The following is an 18,946-nucleotide window of genomic DNA, read 5'->3' as shown; positions in this document are numbered from 1 at the left end:
TGCCGGTCCCGGGGAATCCCCCGGATCGCATCCTTCGTCGATCCGCCGAATCCGCACCGCCTGGCACGCGGGGTAACGCGGAAGGACGCAGGCGGGTTTCCGGTCTCGGCGGTGCCGAATTCCGTGTCCTCCGAATGGAGGACGCAAACCCCTGTGGTGGAGGCGCTCCAGCTGTGTTTCGCACGGCCGAAGAGCTCATCTCGCGTATCGGGGGGCAACTACGCCGGTTCGCGATCAGAAGCGAGCGGCAGTCCGCTGATCCGCCTGGAGGCGTGGATCGGTCAGGAAGGACATGTGTGAGCAACACCGATCTTTTGAGCGACGTGGGTAGCGACACGGCCGGGTCGAACGGCACGGCCCCCGCGCCCAAGCGGGCGGTCGGCGGGCTGACCGGTAAGACCGTCGCCGAACTGCGTTCGCTGGCTGGGGAGCTCGGCGTCGGCGAGACGACGGGCATGCGCAAGGGCGACCTGATCGCCGCGATCCGCGAGCGCCAGGGCAAGTCCCGCAAGCCGCGTGCGGCGGCCGAGACGTTGCCGCTGGAGGGTGTCGGCGAGCCGGCCAAGGCGGCCCCCAAGGCCGAAGCGCCCGCTGCTCCGGCCGAGACCAAGCCGGAGCCGAAGGCCGAGGCGCCCGCCTCCGCGCCCTCGGAAGCCCCGCCGCAGGCCGAGCGCCCGCAGCAGGACCGGCAGGACGGCCAGCAGGGCCAGGACGGCCAGCCCGAGGAGGGCGGCCGCAGCCGGCGCCGCCGCGGTTCGAACCGCGCCGCCGGTGCGCCGGACGGCCAGCAGGGTGGCGAGCGTCAGCAGAACGGCGACCGTCAGCAGGGCGACCGTCAGCAGGGCGGCGAGCGTCAGCAGGGCCAGAGCGGCGAGCGCCAGCAGGGCGACCGCAACCGCGACCAGCGCCAGGGCAGCCGTGGCGACAACCGTGGCGAAAGCCGCGGTGACAACCGCCAGGACGGCAACCGCCAGCGCAACAACCAGCAGGACGGCAACCGCGGCCAGGACAGCAACCGCGACAACCGTGCCCAGCAGCAGGACGACGACGAGGAAGGCGGCCGTCGCGGCCGTCGCTTCCGCGACCGCCGTCGCCGGGGCAGCGGTGGCGGCCGGGCCGAAGGCGGCTCGCCGGACACCGAGATCCGCGAGGACGACGTCCTGCTGCCCGTCGCGGGCATCCTGGACGTGCTGGACAACTACGCGTTCGTGCGGACCTCCGGCTACCTCGCCGGCCCGAACGACGTGTACGTCTCGCTGTCGCTGGTCCGCAAGTACGGCCTGCGCCGCGGTGACGCCATCACCGGCGTCGTGCGCCAGCCGCGGGACGGCGAGCAGCAGCGGCAGAAGTTCAACCCGCTGGTGCGCGTCGACTCGATCAACGGCCTGGAGCCGGACGAGGCCAAGCGACGCCCCGACTTCACCAAGCTGACCCCGCTGTACCCGAACGAGCGGCTGCGCCTCGAGACCGAGTCGCACAAGCTCACCACCCGCGTGATCGACCTGATCATGCCGGTCGGCAAGGGGCAGCGCGCCCTGATCGTGTCGCCGCCGAAGGCCGGTAAGACCACGATCATGCAGGACATCGCGAACGCGATCTCCACGAACAACCCCGAGTGCCACCTGATGGTCGTCCTGGTCGACGAGCGTCCGGAAGAGGTCACCGACATGCAGCGCTCGGTGAAGGGCGAGGTCATCGCCTCGACCTTCGACCGGCCGCCGTCCGACCACACGTCGGTCGCGGAGCTGTCGATCGAGCGGGCCAAGCGCCTGGTCGAGATGGGCCACGACGTCGTCGTGCTGCTCGACTCGATCACCCGCCTCGGCCGCGCGTACAACCTGGCGGCCCCGGCGTCCGGCCGGATCCTGTCCGGTGGTGTCGACTCGACGGCGCTGTACCCGCCGAAGCGCTTCCTGGGTGCGGCCCGCAACATCGAGAACGGCGGCTCGCTGACCATCTTCGCCACGGCGATGGTCGAGACCGGCTCGACGATGGACACGGTCATCTTCGAGGAGTTCAAGGGCACGGGTAACGCCGAGCTCAAGCTCGACCGGAAGATCGCCGAGCGCCGCGTGTTCCCGGCGGTCGACGTCAACCCGTCCGGTACCCGCAAGGACGAGCTGCTGCTCTCGCCGGACGAGCTCGCGGTCACCGTGAAGCTCAGCCGGGTGCTGCACGCGCTCGACTCGCAGCAGGCCATCGACCTGCTGATCTCGCGGCTGCGGAAGACCAAGACCAACGTCGAGTTCCTCATGCAGGTGTCGAAGACCGCCCTCGGCGGCGGCGAAGACGACTGAGCAAGGCCTCCGAAGGCCACCGTCAGGGCACTGGACGCTCTGATGGTGGCCTTCGGAATACCTGGTCAGCGGGGTGCGTTCCAGTACTCGTCTGCCCGTCTGGCAGAATCACCCGCTGAAGTCCGGCGCCGGTTCACCCCGTGGGAACGACTGGGGACCCGGAGCCAACGAGAGAGGACACCATGAAGAGCGGTATTCACCCCGAGTACGTGGTCACGAACGTGAACTGCGACTGCGGCAACAGCTTCACCACGCGCAGCACGAAGACCGACGGCAACATCCACGTCGAGATCTGCTCGAACTGCCACCCGTTCTACACGGGCAAGCAGAAGATCATGGACACCGGTGGCCGGGTCGCGCGCTTCGAGGCTCGCTACGGCAAGCGCCAGAAGAAGGCCGACGCCAAGTAGCTTTTCCGACGACGCCCACCCGCCTGCGCGGGTGGGCGTCGTTTTTTGTCTAGCTTTCCCAGGGCTGAGAGGTGGCTGAGGTGGATTCGAGCTCGCTCAAGGGGCTGCTCGCCGAGCACGCGGAGCTGGAGCGGCAGCTGGCGGACCCGGCGGTGCACGCCGACCAGGGGCGCGCCCGCAAGCTCGGCCGCCGCTACGCCGAGCTGACGCCGGTCGTGCAGGCCGTCCGCGAGCTGGACACCGCCCGCGACGACCTTTCGGCGGCGAAGGAGATGGCCGGCGAGGACGCGGAGTTCGCCGCGGAGGCCGAGGAGCTGTCGGCCAAGATCCCCGAGCTGGAGTCGAAGCTCACCGAGCTGCTGCTCCCGCGCGACCCGTACGACGGCTCCGACGTCGTGATGGAGATCAAGTCCGGCGAGGGCGGCGAGGAGTCGGCCCTGTTCGCCGGCGACCTCCTGCGCATGTACCTGCGCTACGCCGAGCGTCACGGCTGGAAGGCGGAGGTCCTCGACTCGGTGGACTCCGACCTGGGCGGCTTCAAGGACGTCACGCTGTCCATCAAGAGCAAGACGGCCGACGTCGACGGCGTGTGGTCCCGCCTGAAGTTCGAGGGCGGCGTGCACCGCGTCCAGCGCGTGCCGGCGACCGAGTCGCAGGGCCGCATCCACACGTCGGCGTCCGGCGTGCTGATCTACCCGGAACCGGAGGAGGTCGAGGTCGAGATCGACCCGAACGACCTGCGCATCGACGTGTTCCGGTCCTCGGGCCCGGGTGGCCAGAGCGTCAACACGACGGACTCGGCGGTCCGGATCACCCACCTGCCGACCGGCATCGTGGTGTCCTGCCAGAACGAGAAGTCCCAGATCCAGAACCGCGCCCGGGCCCTCCAGGTGCTCCAGGCCCGCCTGCAGGCGATCGCGGAGGAGGAGGCGGCGGCGAAGGCGTCGGACGCCCGCCGGTCGCAGGTCCGCACGGTGGACCGCTCGGAGCGGATCAGGACGTACAACTACCCGGAGAACCGCATCTCGGACCACCGGGTGAACTACAAGGCCTACAACCTGGACCAGGTCCTGGACGGCGACCTGGACGGCGTCCTGGACGCCCTGGCAACGGCGGACCGCGAAGAGCGCCTGGCGGCTCAGTCCGGCTGACGCCGGGTCGACCTCCTGATCACGCGAGTCGCCCCTTCGATCACGAGCCCGAGCCGTCCGGCCCGTGATTGGAGGGGCGACACGCGTGTGGAGTTGCCCCGGTGAGCGGACACGGATTTTCAGGCAGCGAGGGCCTGACGATAGGTGGTTCGGGCTTCGGCCGGGGTGTTGTGGCCGATGGCGGAGTGGTTGTAGTAGCGCAGCCAGGTGAACACGTCCTGGCGGGCTTGGGCTCGGGTGGGCCAGATCGACGTGCCGATCTCTGTTTTGAGGGTGGCGAAGAAGGCTTCGGCGACGGCGTTGTCGTAGCAGGATCCGACCCGTCCGACCGATGGGCGGATCCGGTGTCCGGCCAAAGCGGCGCGGAACTGGCCCGAGGTGTACTGGACGCCGCGGTCGGAGTGAAACACCGCCTCGGGCTGGATGAGGCCGCGGGCGGTGGCGAGGTCGATCGCGTCGCAGACCAGGCTGGTGCGCATGTGGCTGGCCATGGCGTGGCCGACGATTTCGCGGGTGTGCAGGTCGATGACGGTGGCCAGGTAGAGCCAGCCTTCGAAGGTGGGCAGGCAGGTGATGTCCCCGACCAGCCGCGTGCCGGGCGCGTCAGGTCGGCCTCGACTTCCGCCCTCGCCGCCTGAGCTTGCTCGGCGCGGATCCGCTCGTGGTAGCCCTGCCGGCGCAAGCCCAGGACCTGGCACAACCGCTGGACACCAAACTCGGTGCGGTGTCGGAGATGAACCGGTAGCGGTAGATCATCGATCCATCTCGCGCGCAAAATAGGCGGCCGCTTTCCGCAGGATCTCCTTCTCTTTCTGCAGCTCAGCGACCTGCCGCCGCAACCGCGTCACCTCATCGGCCACCGCCGGGTCCTCCACCGGCCCGGCGTCGGCGGCCTGCTTGGCGGCGTTCACCCACGAGCGCAGGGTCTCGTGGTTGACCCCGAGCTCGCGGGCGATCTGCCGCAACGGCCGATCACTCGAGTTCACCAGCTCGACCGCGTCACGACGGAACTGCTCCGGATACTTCGACCTGCGAGACACCAGGACATCCTCCCTCCAGACCACTGTCTGGAATCAAGGTGTCCGGCCCCCAAGGGGCAACTCCACGTGATTGGAGGGGCGACACGCGTGATTGCAGGGGCGACACGGGCCTAGCGGGGGACCAGCCAGCACAGGCAGAAGGGGTGGCCGGCCGGGTCGGCGTAGACCTGGAAGTCGTCGCCCGACGTGGTTCCGGCCGCCGGCTTGAGGACCGTGGCGCCGAGGGCCATCACCTGCTCGTGGGCCTCGGCGAAGTCCTCGACCCACAGGTCGAGGTGGATCTGCTGCTTCGTCGGGCCGTCCGGCCATTCCGGTGGCACGTGATCGGGGGCGAGCTGCACGCCGATCCGCGGCGCCCCGTCCACCAGCACCATGTGCCAGTCGCCGTCGTCGTCGACCTCGCCGCCGAGCACGCCCGCCCAGAAGCGGCTTTCGGCCGCCAGATCGGCCGCGTCGAACGTCACGACCTGGTGCATGATCCGCATCGCGGAACCTCTCAGCCGGACCAGAACCCCGTGATGAAGCGCAGGTAGATCATGCCGCAGACCAGCGCGTTCGCATAGAGGACCACGTGCACGGCGCCGCGCAGCCGCGGGCGGCGCTCGCCGAACAGCACCAGCGCCACGTACATCACCAGGCACGGCAGCAGGTAGCGGTGCACCGACACCACGTTGTTGTTCATCGTCAGCATCACGATCGACGCGAACCCGAACAGCGCCAGCGGGACGCCCTTCGAACGCAGCGCCACCAGGACGTACACCGAGGACGCGAACAGCAGCGTCAGGCCGATCATCGGCAGCACGTGGCTCATCAGCGTCCACGCGTCCATCCGGGTGTCCCCGAGCAGCGCGTGGCCGGTGATCTTGGCTTCGCGCCAGAGCGTCTCGACGATGTTCGGGTTGAACTTGTGGTACGACCACTCCCGCACGCCCTTGAGCGCGTTGAAGCTGCCGAAGAAGTCCCCGGTCTGGATCTTCATGGCGACCATCACGCCGCCGAGGCCGACGAACGCCGCCGGGAACCACAGCAGGTGCCACGACAGCAGGCCGCGCGGTTTCCAGTCCTTCGACCGCCAGAACTCCAGGAAGCACAGCCCGACGAACACCGCCGCGGTGATGCGGGAGGCCGTCAGCGGGATCAGCGTCAGGCCCATCCACAGCCACTGGCGGCGCAGCGTGAACAGGTAGGCCCAGAAGCCCAGCGCGCAGAACACCGCCTCGCTGTAGAACGAGTGCAGGAAGAACGCGGCGGGCGCGGTCAGGAACGCCGCGACGACCAGCCACGGGGCCCGCTCGCCGTCGAAGAAGTGGCGGCCGATCTTCAGCAGCGCGACCGCGGCCAGCCAGGTGGCGACCAGGTTGACCAGGAACCCGGCGACGAGCAGGCCGATCGTGCCGAAGCTGACCGTCTGCACCAGCCAGACCAGCAGCGGGAACACCGGGTAGAACGCCCGCGTCGGGGCGTAGCTGCCGGTGTAGGCGTGCATGGCGATTTCGCCGTAGTTGCCGGCGTCCCAGCGGTAGGTGTGCGCCAGCAGGCTCGCCGTCGAGCCGATGCCGGTCTTCGGGATGCCCTCGTCGACCGGGCTGGACGGCGCGAACAGGTACGCCAGCGCGATCAGCACCACGTTCCAGGCCAGCACCACGGCGAAGACGCGGGCGTAGTCGCCGTTCAGCCAGGCCCGGCGACTGGCGCGAGCCGTCTCCGGGTGTTCCGGCTCGACCTGGTCGGTGACCCGGGACGGGACGGCCGTGCTAGTCATGCGTGACCTCCGCGACCGGCGTCTCGACCGCCGAAGCGGGCCGGTGCCGGAAGACGACCTTGTTGTAGAGCACGTAGTTCCAGACCAGGCCGACCGCGATCCCGGCGAACTTCGGGATCAGCACGTTCACCCCGGGGAACGCGCTGGTGACCGCGAAGATGATCGCCGCCTGCACCACCCACAGCCCGAACGCGGTGACGCCGAAGAACAGCAGCGCCTGGCGGCGGACGTCGCCGTCCTTGGCCCGGAAGGTGAAGTTCCGGTTGAGCGTGAAACTGAGCAGCATGCCCGTGGTCGTCGAGAGGAAGTTCGCGACGAACAGCGGGACGCCCAGCGTCACCAGCAGCGCGTAGCCGAGGGCGTCGACGAGCGTGTTCGCCACGCCGACCAGACCGAAGCGCAGCTGGGTCGCCGAGATCAGCTTCACCGGGCGCCTCTTCCCGCGTCGGCGCCCTCGCGGGCCGCCACCGGCACCGCCGGGCCGGTGCGCACCGACGCGACGCCGTAAAGCGGCCGGTTCTGCACCTGGGAGTACGTGCGGCCGATGTAGCTGCCGAGCACGCCGAGCATGATGATCTGGATCCCGCCGAGGAAGAACATCGCGATCCCGAGGAACGCCCAGCCGGGCACCGCGGTCTCCGGCGCGAACAGCTTGACGCCGCCGACGTAGAGGATCCCGACGAAGCTCAGGAACGAGATCAGGTAGCCCATGCGCGTGATCATCCGCAGCGGCGTCACCGAGAAGCCGAGGATGCCGTCGGCGGCGAAGCGCAGCATCTTGCGCAGCGGGTAGCCCGTCACACCGGCGTGGCGCTTGTCGCGGTCGAACAGCACGGCCGTCTGCTTGAAGCCGATGTAGCTGACCAGCCCGCGCAGGAAGCGGTCGCGCTCGCGGTACTTGCGCAGCTCGTCGACGACCTTGCGGTCGATCAGCCGGAAGTCGCCGGTGTTCTTCGGGATGTCGACCGCGGCCATCTTCCGCAGGAACCAGTAGAACCCGCCGGCGGTGAGCTTCTTGAACGCCGAGTCCTGCCGCGAGCGCCGCTGCGCGTAGACGACGTCGAAGCCCTCTTCCCACTTCTCGATCAGCTCCAGCGCGACCCGCGGCGGGTCCTGCATGTCGCTGTCCATGATGACGACGGCGTCCGCGTCGACCAGGTCCAGCCCGGCGGTGACGGCCATCTGGTGGCCGAAGTTGCGGGACAGCTCGACCACCGTGACCCGCTCGTCGCGGGCGCTGAGCTCGGTGAGCTTGGCCAGCGAGCCGTCCCGGCTGCCGTCGTCGACGTAGAGGAAGCTGAAGTCGTACTTCCCGGCGAGGGGGGCGGTCACCTCGTCCACCGTCTTGTGCAGCAGGTCGATGTTCTCTTCCTCGTTGTAGATGGGGAAGATGAACGCCACCCGGCGGGTGATCGGCTCTGTGGGCACTGCGGGGCTCCCCGGAGTTTCGGTGCGGAACGGTTCGGGCGGCGCCGTCGAGCAGGCGAATCCCCGACCCGGTGACCTGCATCCTAGAAGATCCGGCCCACCGCGGTCCCGCGGCCCGGTCAGCCCACCGCGGCGGCCGGCTCGGCCATCCGCCCTCCGCCGCCCTGGTGACCGCCGAAGTGGACGACCGCCGCGTCGGCGCCCGCGCCCCGGTGGGCGCGGGCGTCGGGGGCCGTCGAGTGGCCCCCGGCGGTGACCGGCACGGAGCTCGGCCGAGGGTGGCCATCGGCTCGCACACCCCGCCGTACGGGGCGGGCGGCACCAGGTGGCCGGGCAGATCCGGCGGTGGCTCGCCGCCGGGCCGAGCGCACCCCCGGATCGGGGCGCCGCGGCGGTGGCGGGCCGTGCCGGCGGGGTACTTGTCGGCCGATCGGTGCGGGTGCCTCGATACGCTGGACGGCGTGGGACCGGCGCGTGTCCTCACGGGGGAGTTCCGCCTGGTGTGCCAGGCTCGACGAGGTGAAGGACGACGAGTGAACCGGCAGCCGCTGCGCCTGGCCATCATGGAGGCCACCCGCATCCTCGAGCGCGCGGGCGTCGCCTCGCCGCGGTTCGACGCCGAGGTGATCGCCGCGCACGTGCTCGGGGTCGAACGCGGGCGGCTGCCGATGGTGCCGCTGGTCGACCCGCCGGTCATCGAGGCCATCGGCCAGCTCGTCCAGCAGCGCGCCAAGCGCATCCCCCTGCAGTACCTGACCGGCTGGGCGGCGCTGGGCGACATCACCGTCGCGGTCGGCGCCGGCGTGTTCGTGCCCCGGCCGGAGACCGAGCTGCTGCTCGAGTGGGGGGTCAAGTTCCTGCAGGGCCGCGAGTTCCCGGTGGTCGTGGACCTGTGCACGGGCTCCGGGGCGCTGGCACTGGCGGTGGCCCACGCTCGCCCGGATGCGGTCGTGTACGCGGTGGACATCGACCCGCAGGCACTGGCCTGGGCCCGCCACAACGCGGACGTCCACGCCGACGCGGGCAACACGCCGATCCGGCTGTACTCGGGCGACATCGGCGACCCGACGATGTTCGCCGAGCTCGACGGCCTGGTCGACCTGGTGCTGTGCAACCCGCCCTACGTCCCGGAGGGCACCCCGGTGCCCCCGGAGGTCGCCGAGCACGACCCGCCGCGAGCGGTGTTCGCGGAGGAGAGCGGCCTGGCGGTGATCCGCCACGCGATCGCGGCGGGGGCGCGGCTGCTGCGCCCGGGCGGCGGCCTGGCGATCGAGCACGACGACACGCACGGCTCGGCTGTTCCGGCGCTGGTCCGCGCCCGGCGGGTGCTCACCGGGGTCGAGGACCACGCGGACCTGACCGGCCGGGCCCGGTTCGTCACCGCGCGCCGGCTGGGCTGACCGCGGCGGGGCCCGGCGCCTGGGGGCGCCCCCCGTCTTCCACGCTACCGGCGGCCACCGACAGTTCCGTCTGCCCTCCGGACCGCCTGCCGAAGGTGTCCACAAGACGAGCAAGTTGTCCACAAGACGAGCAAGGGGGCCGCCCGAAGTGGCGCGACCCCCCGGCCGGGGCTAGAAACCGAACGCCGTGCAGCTCGCCGTGGCCGTCTTCGACGGGTCGGTCACCGACGTCGCCGTCAGCTTCACCCTTGCCGCCAGGTCGCCGCCCTGGCCGCGCTTCGCGTACGCCGGCACCTTCGCGTGCCCGCCGAACTTCGCCGTCGCCAGCTCGTTCGGCAGCCTGACCTCCCAGCCGCGCGCGTCCGTCGACACGCTCAGCCGGTACGTGTCCGTGTCGTACGGCGCCTTCGCACCCCGCGCCGCACCCGTGTTCAGCAGGCCGAACTCGCAGGTCGCGAGGCCGCCGTGGGCGATGGCCGGCAGTGCCGGGGTCAGTGCCGCTCCACGGGTCTGGCTGCCCGCGCCGTCCAGGGACGCCACCGTCACCGCGTACGACAGGATTCCGCGGCGGTCGCGGGCCAGGTCCGTGATCAAGAAGCGCAGGCGGTTCGCCTCGTCGGTGTACTCGTACGGGCTCGCCGCTTCGGTGCCCGCCTTGAACAGGGCGTCGTTGAGCTGGCGGTAGTCACCGATGGTGATCTTGACCGGCGTCCCGTCCGGCTTCGTGTAGTCGGTGATGCCGATGTCCCGCGGGTTGGCGTCGATCACCCAGTCGAACGGGGCGTTGTCCTTGTTCTTCGTCTTCGTGATCAGCACGCCCGAATCGGGGGTGAAGGAGTCCGAACCCATCCGGTCGACGACCTCGACGGTGTAGTTGTCGTAACCGCCGCCGTCGCAGAACGGGTCCGTCGCCCGGTCGCACTTCGGTGCCTTGTCACCGCCGGTGAGCTTGATGTTCAGGCCGGTGAACGCGCCGGGCTGCGCCTCGGTTTCGCGTGCCGTGAGCCGGACCGAGACCGGGCCGGTCTTCGCCAGCTCGTCGCGGTCGAGCTGCAGCACGTCCGCCGGGTCGACGATGCCGAGCTTCAGCTTGTTGCGCAGCTGGTGCTGGGCGCCCATCGAACTGCCCTGCGTGGCCGGGATCTGCCAGCGGGTGTGCGGGCCGCCCGGCCCGTTGAACGTGCCGCGCGAGAGCATGTCCCACGGTCCGCTGTAGGAGCGCGACGGCGGATTGCCGAACGGGTTGTTGTAGTTGTCGCCGATGCCCAGGATGTGGCTGAACTCGTGCGCGTAGGTCGACTGGCCGGAGCTCTCGGCCTGCACCGAGCTGCCGTTCTGGGCGTTGGGCCAGATGCTGGCGGCCGACGCCCACGACGTCCACGGCACGTACCGCGTGGCCGCGTAGTTGGGCAGGTCGTGGTTCGGCGGCCCGAAGGCGTCGGGCACGTTCTCCTTCGTCCCGAACTTCATTTCGCCGAACTCCTGCCAGGTCGAGCTCTCGTCCTGGCCGGCGGAGAGGTAGAAGACGAAGTCGAACTGGTTCGCGGCGTCGCCGGCGTCGGCGCGCCAGGCGTCCCCGGCGTCCTTGCGGAGGTCGCGGGTGCAGTTCGCGCCGGGTGGGCAGGCGTCCGGCTGGAACTCCATGCCGTATTCGTAGGACTTCCCGGGCATCCGGTACGGCCCGAACGCGGTCAGCTGCACGCCGAACCGGCCGCCGGAGTCCTCCATCCAGTACTCGTTGATGGTGTGGCCGTTGTTGAGGGCGATCGGCTTGTTGAGGAAGTCCTGGTAGTACTGCGCGACGTTCGCCCGCGGGATGTTCGCCGCGGTCGGCGCGGGGTTGCCGAACACCGTCGAGTTCGCCGGTTTCGTGACGACGAAGTCCTGGTCCGGGTAGTCGGCGAGGACGACGGCGCCCTTGAAGGTGCGCTGGGTGGGTTTCAGCGAGGGATCGGCCCAGTTCGTGCCGGGGACCTTGCGGTAGTCGGACCAGGTCATGTGGTCCTGGTTCTCCCAGTGCGCGGCGTCGATCGGGGCGGGCCAGCCACGGGTGAGGGGCTCCGCCGCGGCGGTCCCGGCACCGAGCCCGGACAGCACGGCGACGGCGGCGAGCAGGGCGAGCGCTTTCGGGGTTCTGGGGCGCATGTGCGGCTCCTTCACTGGGAACCCACGGGGGTGGTGGTTCCCGAAGATCGACCGTATTGAGCCGCGCTGTCGTGGTTCCGCCTCGAGACGAGGTCCACCCGCTTGCCCCACGACGAAAGTCGGGCCGCCCGCGGTGGCGGCGGCCGCGGGCGGCGGGGCTACCCTTGGGCGCCATGAGCGTGGTCTACGACTGCAGCAAGCGGGAGACCCGCGCCGACGGGCTCGCCGCCGCCGCCGGGGCGGTCCGGTCCAGCCGGCTGGTCGTCCTGCCGACCGACACGGTCTACGGCATCGGCGCCGACGCCTTCGACGCCGGGGCCGTCCAGGCGCTGCTGCGGGCCAAGAACCGCGGCCCGGACATGCCCGTCGGCGTGCTCGTCGGTTCCTGGTCCACTGTGGACGGCCTGGTGCTCGGGGTGCCGCCGCAGGCCCGCGCGCTCATCGAAGCCTTCTGGCCCGGGGACCTCTCCATCGTGCTGCCGCACGCGCCGAGCCTGCAGTGGAACCTCGGCGACGCCCGCGGCACCGTGATGCTCCGGATGCCGCTGCACCCGGTCGCGCTGGAGCTGCTGCGCGACGTCGGCCCGATGGCCGTCTCGAGCGCGAACGTCTCCGGGCGGCCGCCGGCCCGCACCGCTCAGGAAGCGCAGGAGCAGCTCGGCGACTCGGTCGCCGTGTACCTCGACGGCGGGTCGAGCGGGGAGTCCGTCGCGTCGAGCGTCGTGGACCTCACCGGCAGCGAACCGGTGGTGCTGCGCGAGGGCGCGGTGGGCACGGAAGCCATCGCGGAGGTGCTCGGTGTGCCCGCGGAATCGTTGGCCTGAAGCCGGATCACGGCGGCAACCGCGGCACGATAGCGTGTCGCGGGTGACCCCGACCCCGCGAGCGTGACCCCCCCCGTGCCGCCCACATCCGGTCTCCTCCCCATCCGGGAATACATCCTCGTCGCGCTGACCGCGACGGCCGTGACCTACCTGCTCACCGGCGTCGTCCGCCGGGTCGCGATCCGCGTCGGCGCGATCGCCAACCCCCGCGCCCGTGACGTGCACGTCGCCCCGATCCCGCGGATGGGCGGGGTCGGCATCTACCTCGGCGTCGCCGGCGCGATGGGCCTCGCCCACCAGCTGCCCGCGCTGTCGCACGGCTTCGACGCCTCCTTCGACTCGGTCGGCGTGCTGCTGGCGGCCGGGGTCATTTCGCTGATCGGCGCGCTCGACGACCGGTTCGAACTGGACGCCTGGACGAAACTGGCCGGCCAGGTCATGTGCGCCGGCATCCTGGTCATCTTCGGTGTGCAGTGGGTGTCGTTCTGGGTGCCGTGGGGCGGCACCGGCGGCTCGTTCGGCTCGGTGCTCGTGCTCGACAAGAACCAGGGCGCGCTGCTCACCGTCGTGATGGTCGTCGTCATGGTCAACGCGATGAACTTCGTCGACGGCCTCGACGGGCTGGCCGGCGGCCTCGGCTTCATCGCGGCGGCGGCCACCTGCTCGTTCTCCCTCGGCCTGCTCGACAGCTCCGGCGGCGACGTCGGCACCTACCCGCCCGCGCTGATCGCCGCCACCCTCGCCGGCGCCTGTCTCGGCTTCCTGCCGTACAACTTCCAACCCGCGAAGATCTTCATGGGCGACTCGGGCTCGATGATGATCGGCCTGGTGCTCGCGGGCGCGACGACGTCGGCGTCCGGACGCGTGCCGTACACGCAGTTCAGCGCCAAGGACGCGATCGCGCTGCTCTCGCCGCTCGTGGTCGTGGCGGCGGTGCTGTTCGTGCCGATGCTGGACCTGATCATGGCGGTCGTCCGCCGCACCCGCCGCGGCGAAAGCCCGTTCGCCGCCGACAAGATGCACCTCCACCACCGGCTGCTGGAGATCGGCCACTCCCAGCGCCGCGCGGTGCTGCTGATCTACCTGTGGGCCGGGCTCCTCGCGTTCGGCGCGGTGTCGGTGACGCTGTTCGACGACGTCGCCGCGCTCTGGATCATCGGGATCGGCCTGGTCATCGCGGCGGTGGTCTCGATCGTCCCGCGGCTGCGTTCGCGCAACCAGCCGGGCACCTGACCCGCCGGGGTCTCTACACTCGGGGTCAACCGAGCAGGGAGCCAGGAGTGAGCGAAGCCGAACCGCACGAGCAGGAGAACCCGCACGCCAAGGTGGTGCTGCAGGCGGCCCGCGCGATGACGAAGGCCTCGCTGCTGGTGACCCCGCCCGCAGTGGGAGTGTGCATCGCGTTGTTCAGCATCCTCAACGGCCTGCCCGGCTTCCTGGGCTCGCTCGTCGGCGGGGTGCTCGCGATGCTGGCGTCGCTGTCCACGCTGGGCATGATGAAGTTCAGCGCGGGGCAGGACCCGATGTTCGTCATGGTCATCGCGCTCGGCGGGTACGTCGTGAAGGTCGTCCTGCTCTTCGGGGCGCTGACGCTGCTGAAGGGCGTCACCGCGCTGCACCCGATGTCGCTCGGCATCACGATGATCGTGGCCATCATGCTCGCCGCCGCGGCCGAGTTCGCCGCCTTCCGCAAGACGAAGATCCCGACGATCATCCCCTCCTGACGCCGTCCGTTTTGTCGCGAGCACCCGTTACTCTTCGTGCACCGACCTGCGGCCGCTTGAGTGTGACCGGGACCACAAAAGTGCGCTTTCGTGCGCGCTTGCGGACGGTGACCGGGACCCGGCGACGCCGGTGCCTGCGGCGTTCCGGACGCGGTCCCGGTCCGCGCGGGACCTTAGGTCCCGGGACGACCCGGGACCTAAGTCCTGGGCTGATCGGTTGGTTAGGAGTACGCCTGTCCGGCACGGATTGACCTGCTGGTATGGTCCGCGTCAAGGGTGGCGGCCTCGGCCGTACGCTTCCTGAGACGAACCGCGATCAGCAGTGTGGCGACCGTGTAGTTCCGCGTTCCGGCCGCTGGTCCGAAGTAGACCGCAGGGCAGTGTTCAAGCGAGACAACCCCGTGTGCGGAACGTGAAGGCGTGTTCTGCGGACGGTGGGGTAGCCGCCTCCGACGTCCTGATACGTATCGGGTACGTTAAGTCCAGATCGTGACGATTCCCCCGGCGGAGTGAACGCCGGCCGGGAGAACCGGAAGGAGCCCAGTGGGCGCGCTGGTATTGGCCGAGGGTGCGACGTTCGCGCCGCCCGGCGCCGAAAGCTTCGAGTTGCCGGCGTTGTTCGGCGGAGTCACCAAGCCGATGCTGCTCGTCGTGCTTTCGGTTGTCATCATCGCGGCGTACTTCCTGCTGGCGACCCGCAAGCTGCAGGTCGTGCCGGGCAGGGGACAGTTCGTCGCCGAGTCGATCTACGACTTCAGCCGCAACAACATCGCGCGGGAACAGATCGGTTCGAAGGACTTCAAGCCGTTCGTGCCGCTCGTTTTCGCGTTGTTCACCTTCGTGCTGGTGAACAACCTCTACGGGATCATCCCCCTCCTGCAGTTCCCGACCATGGCGCGGTTCGGTTTCCCGCTCGCGCTGTCGGTCCTCGTCGTCTACCCGGTGTACCACTACGTCGGGTTCAAGCGGCACGGTTTCGCGGGCTACTTCAAGAAGGAACTGGCCCCGCCGGGCGTGCCGAAGGCGGTCCTGCCGCTGTTCGCGCTGATCGAGTTCGCGGAGAAGTTCTTCCTCAACCCGCTCACGCTCGCCATCCGTGTTTTCGCCGCCATGTTCGCGGGTCACCTGATCCTGGCGGTGTTCACCCTGGGCGGCACCTTCCTGCTGACCGAGACCTCGGGCTGGGCGCTGAAGCCGGTTTCCCTGGTGGCGTGGATCTTCGCCATCGGGATGACGTTCCTCGAGGCCTTCATCCAGGTGCTGCAGGCCTACATCTTCGCCCTGCTGTCGGCCGGGTACATCGGCGCCGCGCTGGCGTCGGAGCACTGAGAACACAAGCCCCCGATCCACGCGAGCGCGTGGACCGAAGTGAAGGGAAATGCACGTGAGCAACATCGTTCTGGCCCAGGCCGCGGAGCAGGCCGTCAACATCAACCCCGGTCTCGCCGCCATCGGTTACGGCCTGGGCGCGATCGGCCCGGGCATCGGTGTGGGTCTGATCTTCGCCGCCGTCATCAACGGCACCGCGCGTCAGCCGGAGGCGCAGGGCAAGCTGCAGGGCATCGGCTTCTCGACCTTCGTTCTGACCGAGGTGCTCGCCCTGATCGGCATCGTCATCTACTTCATCGCCTCCGCAGGCTGAGTTCCGCTCATCTCGCTTAAGGAGACGCCGTGCTGAACAGTGCCTTGGTCCTCGCAGCAGAGGGCGAAGTTCACAACCCGATCATCCCCGACATCTCGGAGCTGATCCTCGGCATCGTCGCCTTCCTGATCCTGCTGTTCATCCTCAAGAAGTACGTCGTCCCTCGCTTCGAGGCCGCGTACGAAGAGCGTGCGCAGAAGATCGAGGGAGGCATCGAGAAGGCCGAGCGGGCCCAGGCCGAGGCCGAAGAGGCGCTGGCCAAGTACAAGGCCCAGCTGCAGGAGGCCCGGACCGAAGCCGCGAAGATCCGCGACGACGCCCGGCTCGAAGCCGAGCAGATCAAGGCGGAGCTGCGGGCCGAGGCGGAAGCCGAGTCCCAGCGCATCGTCGCCCAGGGCCAGGCCCAGCTGCAGGCCCAGAAGGCGCAGATCATCGCGGAGCTGCGGGCCGACATGGGCCGCAACGCCGTCGAGCTGGCCAGCCGCATCGTCGGCGAGTCGCTCGAGGACGAGGCGCGCCGCCGCGGCACCGTCGACCGGTTCCTGGCGGAGCTGGAGACCGCCGGTGCCTCCAACGGAGCGGGGAAGTAGCCAGATGACGCTGCATGCTGCGAGCCGTGAAGCGCTCGGCCTCGCCGAGGAACGCCTCGGCGAGGTTCTGGCCGACGCGGGAGCCGACGCGGCCACGGTCGGCGACGAGCTGCTCTCGGTCGTCGACCTGCTGGACCGGGAGATCGGCCTGCGCCGGGCAGTGAGCGACGCCTCGGCGACGTCGGAGGCGCGCACCGGGCTGGTGCGCCGGCTGTTCGACGGCAAGCTGTCCGAACCGGCCCTCAAGGTGCTCGACGCCGTGGCGGGCAGCCGCTGGTCCAGCCCCCGCGAGCTGACCGACGGCCTCGAGTCGCTCGGTCGCTCGGCCCTGCTCACCTCGGCGGAGAAGACCGGGAACGTCGACACCGTCGAGTCCCAGCTCTTCCAGGTCGCGCGGGTCGTGGCCAACCACCCCGAGCTCGAGAAGGCGCTGTCGGACCTGACCGGGACCGCCGAAGCGAAGCGCACGCTGGTGCGCGGGCTGTTCGCCGACAAGGTGGACGTCGTCACCGAGACCCTCGTCGAGCAGGTCGTCCGCCGGGCCAAGGGCCGCGGCGTCGGCGTCGGGCTCGACACGCTGGTCAAGCTGGCCGCGGAGCGGCGTCAGCGCTCGGTGGCCTACGTGACCAGCGCGAACGCCCTGACCGACGAGCAGACCGCCCAGCTGGGCGCGAAGCTCGACGCCATCTACGGGCGGCCGATCGCGCTGCACGTCGAGGTCGACCCCCGGCTCGGCGGCGGTCTCGTCGTCCGCGTCGGCGACGAGGTCATCGACGGGAGCGCGGCGGGGCAGCTCGCGGCGTTGCGCAAGCGGCTGGCCCGGGCATAGCTCCAGGTCACACAAGACTTTGCATACTGGCAAGAACGAAGCGAGAGCGGGAAAGACATGGCCGAGCTGACGATCTCCTCGGATGAGATCCGTAGCGCGATCGAGAACTACGTCTCGAGTTACGCCCCGGACGTGAGCCGGGAAGAAGTTGGCATCGTGATCGACGCCGGTGACGGCATCGCCCACGTCGAGGGCCTGCCCTCGGCCATGGCCAACGAGCTGCTCGAGTTCCCCGGCGGCGTCCTGGGCGTCGCACTGAACCTGGACGCGCGCTCCATCGGTGCCGCGATCCTCGGTGACTTCGAAAGCATCGAAGAGGGCCAGCAGGTCAAGCGCACCGGCCAGGTCCTGTCGGTGCCGGTCGGCGACGGCTACCTCGGCCGCGTCGTCAACCCGCTGGGCCAGGCGATCGACGGCCTCGGCGACATCGAGACCACCGACCGCCGCGCGCTGGAGCTGAAGGCCGCCTCGGTGGTCGAGCGCCAGCCGGTGTCGGAGCCGCTGCAGACCGGTATCACCGCCATCGACGCGATGACGCCGATCGGCCGCGGCCAGCGCCAGCTGATCATCGGTGACCGCAAGACGGGCAAGACCGCCGTCGCCGTGGACACGATCATCAACCAGAAGGCCAACTGGGAGACCGGCGACCCGAAGAAGCAGGTCCGCTGCATCTACGTCGCGGTCGGCCAGAAGGGCTCCACGATCGCCGCCGTGAAGAAGTCCCTCGAGGACGCCGGCGCGCTGGAGTACACGACCATCGTCGCGGCCCCCGCGTCCGACTCGGCCGGCTTCAAGTGGATCGCGCCGTACACCGGCTCGGCCATCGGCCAGCACTGGATGTACGAGGGCAAGCACGTCCTCATCGTGTTCGACGACCTGACCAAGCAGGCCGACGCCTACCGCGCGATCTCGCTGCTGCTGCGCCGCCCGCCGGGCCGCGAGGCGTTCCCCGGCGACGTCTTCTACTTGCACTCCCGCCTGCTGGAGCGCTGCGCGAAGCTGTCGGACGAGCTGGGCGCCGGTTCGATGACGGGTCTGCCGATCATCGAGACCAAGGCCAACGACGTGTCGGCCTACATCCCGACGAACGTCATCTCGATCACCGACGGCCAGTGCTTCTTCCAGTCGGACCTGTTCAACGCCGGCCAGCGCCCGGCCATCGACGTGGGCATCTCGGTGTCCCGCGTGGGTGGTGCCGCGCAGGTCAAGGCGATGAAGTCGGTCTCCGGCTCGCTCCGGATCGACCTGTCGCAGTACCGCGAGCTGGAGGCGTTCGCCGCCTTCGCCTCGGACCTCGACGACGCCTCCAAGGCGCAGCTCGAGCGCGGTGCCCGGCTGTACGAGGTGCTCAAGCAGCCGCAGTACTCGCCGATCCCGGTCGAGGAGCAGGTCTGCACGGTCTGGCTGGGCACGAACGGTCACTACGACTCGGTCCCGGTCGAGGACGTCCGCCGCTTCAACCACGAGTTCCTCGACTCGGCCCGCCGCAAGCACGCGGACGTGCTGGGGACGATCCGCGACAGCGGCAAGTTCGAGGACGAGACGGCCGACAAGCTGGTCGCCGCGGTGAACGAGTTCAAGAAGGAGTTCACCACCTCCGAGGGCAAGCCGCTCGAGGAGAACGCGGACGCCATGGAAGCCGACAAGGTCGGGCAGGAGACCGTCAAGGTCAACAAGCCCGCCCCGAAGAAGTGAGCTGGTAGC

Annotated in this window: 20 protein-coding genes; 12 read left to right on the top strand and 8 right to left on the bottom strand. The window is 69.8% G+C overall.

All coding sequences use genetic code 11. The features are described 5' to 3' along the window. Positions 1 to 296: 296 nt before the first annotated feature. The 3 genes from rho to prfA all read left to right on the top strand — a co-directional run bounded on the left by rho (position 297) and on the right by prfA (position 3,858). Positions 297 to 2,297 (top strand): transcription termination factor Rho, encoded by a 2,001-nt coding sequence (rho, locus tag DV20_RS05520; RefSeq protein ID WP_043776894.1) that lies wholly within the window; start codon positions 297 to 299, stop codon positions 2,295 to 2,297. Between the two features lie 182 nt (positions 2,298 to 2,479). Beyond that, positions 2,480 to 2,707: a 50S ribosomal protein L31 gene (gene rpmE, locus DV20_RS05515; RefSeq protein WP_043776893.1), complete on the top strand. Its 228-nt coding sequence runs from the start codon at positions 2,480 to 2,482 to the stop codon at positions 2,705 to 2,707. An 80-nt stretch (positions 2,708 to 2,787) separates the two neighbouring features. After that, positions 2,788 to 3,858, top strand: coding sequence for a peptide chain release factor 1 (gene prfA, locus DV20_RS05510; protein ID WP_043776892.1), 1,071 nt, complete (start codon positions 2,788 to 2,790; stop codon positions 3,856 to 3,858). A 119-nt stretch (positions 3,859 to 3,977) separates the two neighbouring features. Here prfA and DV20_RS46085 read toward each other — a convergent pair whose 3' ends face one another. The 7 genes from DV20_RS46085 to DV20_RS45425 form a co-directional block, all read right to left on the bottom strand. Next, a complete protein-coding gene (locus DV20_RS46085) occupies positions 3,978 to 4,556 on the bottom strand; it encodes an IS3 family transposase (RefSeq protein WP_084093331.1) in 579 nt (192 codons plus the stop codon). Between the two features lie 54 nt (positions 4,557 to 4,610). After that, on the bottom strand, positions 4,611 to 4,898 hold the full coding sequence (locus tag DV20_RS05500; protein ID WP_043776891.1) for a transposase: 288 nt from the start codon (positions 4,896 to 4,898) through the stop codon (positions 4,611 to 4,613). Positions 4,899 to 5,008: 110 nt separating this feature from the next. Further along, the gene (locus DV20_RS05495) at positions 5,009 to 5,383 is read right to left on the bottom strand and encodes a VOC family protein (RefSeq protein WP_043776890.1); all 375 of its coding nucleotides are present in this window, start codon (positions 5,381 to 5,383) and stop codon (positions 5,009 to 5,011) included. 11 nt (positions 5,384 to 5,394) lie between these two features. Then, positions 5,395 to 6,660 carry a mannosyltransferase family protein gene (locus DV20_RS05490; protein WP_043776889.1) on the bottom strand — a complete coding sequence of 422 codons (1,266 nt, stop codon included), beginning with the start codon at positions 6,658 to 6,660 and terminating at the stop codon, positions 5,395 to 5,397. Beyond that, entirely contained in the window at positions 6,653 to 7,087 is a 435-nt protein-coding gene (locus tag DV20_RS05485; protein WP_043776888.1) for a GtrA family protein, read from the bottom strand. The genes DV20_RS05490 and DV20_RS05485 overlap by 8 nt, the downstream gene beginning before the upstream one ends. Further along, the gene (locus DV20_RS05480) at positions 7,084 to 8,088 is read right to left on the bottom strand and encodes a glycosyltransferase family 2 protein (RefSeq protein ID WP_043776887.1); all 1,005 of its coding nucleotides are present in this window, start codon (positions 8,086 to 8,088) and stop codon (positions 7,084 to 7,086) included. Before DV20_RS05480 ends, DV20_RS05485 begins: the two co-directional genes overlap by 4 nt. 119 nt (positions 8,089 to 8,207) lie before the next feature. Continuing rightward, positions 8,208 to 8,351, bottom strand: a complete 144-nt coding sequence (locus DV20_RS45425; RefSeq protein WP_160169699.1) for a hypothetical protein — start codon at positions 8,349 to 8,351, stop codon at positions 8,208 to 8,210. A 270-nt stretch (positions 8,352 to 8,621) separates the two neighbouring features. Between DV20_RS45425 and prmC the strand changes: the two genes are divergently transcribed. Beyond that, positions 8,622 to 9,488 (top strand): peptide chain release factor N(5)-glutamine methyltransferase, encoded by an 867-nt coding sequence (gene prmC, locus DV20_RS05475; protein WP_043776886.1) that lies wholly within the window; start codon positions 8,622 to 8,624, stop codon positions 9,486 to 9,488. 171 nt (positions 9,489 to 9,659) lie between these two features. Here the strand turns inward: prmC and DV20_RS05470 are convergent, their stop codons facing one another. After that, positions 9,660 to 11,633 carry a M6 family metalloprotease domain-containing protein gene (locus DV20_RS05470; protein ID WP_043776885.1) on the bottom strand — a complete coding sequence of 658 codons (1,974 nt, stop codon included), beginning with the start codon at positions 11,631 to 11,633 and terminating at the stop codon, positions 9,660 to 9,662. 173 nt (positions 11,634 to 11,806) lie between these two features. On the opposite strand from DV20_RS05470, the gene DV20_RS05465 reads away from it, so the two are divergent. From DV20_RS05465 to atpA, 8 genes are all read left to right on the top strand, one after another. Beyond that, entirely contained in the window at positions 11,807 to 12,457 is a 651-nt protein-coding gene (locus DV20_RS05465) for an L-threonylcarbamoyladenylate synthase (RefSeq protein WP_043776884.1), read from the top strand. A gap of 75 nt (positions 12,458 to 12,532) precedes the next feature. Next, positions 12,533 to 13,690 carry a glycosyltransferase family 4 protein gene (locus DV20_RS05460; protein WP_043776883.1) on the top strand — a complete coding sequence of 386 codons (1,158 nt, stop codon included), beginning with the start codon at positions 12,533 to 12,535 and terminating at the stop codon, positions 13,688 to 13,690. A gap of 47 nt (positions 13,691 to 13,737) precedes the next feature. Further along, complete coding sequence (locus tag DV20_RS05455) at positions 13,738 to 14,181, top strand: hypothetical protein (RefSeq protein ID WP_043776882.1); 444 nt, start codon at positions 13,738 to 13,740, stop codon at positions 14,179 to 14,181. A gap of 543 nt (positions 14,182 to 14,724) precedes the next feature. Continuing rightward, entirely contained in the window at positions 14,725 to 15,510 is a 786-nt protein-coding gene (atpB, locus tag DV20_RS05450; RefSeq protein ID WP_043776881.1) for a F0F1 ATP synthase subunit A, read from the top strand. 55 nt (positions 15,511 to 15,565) lie between these two features. After that, positions 15,566 to 15,823 (top strand): ATP synthase subunit c family protein, encoded by a 258-nt coding sequence (locus tag DV20_RS05445; protein ID WP_043777226.1) that lies wholly within the window; start codon positions 15,566 to 15,568, stop codon positions 15,821 to 15,823. Between the two features lie 29 nt (positions 15,824 to 15,852). Beyond that, on the top strand, positions 15,853 to 16,413 hold the full coding sequence (locus DV20_RS05440; RefSeq protein WP_043776880.1) for a F0F1 ATP synthase subunit B: 561 nt from the start codon (positions 15,853 to 15,855) through the stop codon (positions 16,411 to 16,413). Between the two features lie 4 nt (positions 16,414 to 16,417). Next, positions 16,418 to 17,242 (top strand): F0F1 ATP synthase subunit delta, encoded by an 825-nt coding sequence (locus tag DV20_RS05435; protein WP_043776879.1) that lies wholly within the window; start codon positions 16,418 to 16,420, stop codon positions 17,240 to 17,242. A 57-nt stretch (positions 17,243 to 17,299) separates the two neighbouring features. Then, a complete protein-coding gene (atpA, locus tag DV20_RS05430; protein WP_043776878.1) occupies positions 17,300 to 18,937 on the top strand; it encodes a F0F1 ATP synthase subunit alpha in 1,638 nt (545 codons plus the stop codon). The last annotated feature ends 9 nt before the right edge of the window (positions 18,938 to 18,946 follow it).

Source organism: Amycolatopsis rifamycinica (assembly GCF_000695625.1).
GTDB classification, from domain to species: domain Bacteria; phylum Actinomycetota; class Actinomycetes; order Mycobacteriales; family Pseudonocardiaceae; genus Amycolatopsis; species Amycolatopsis rifamycinica.
This window is presented reverse-complemented; position numbering and strand designations above follow the sequence as displayed.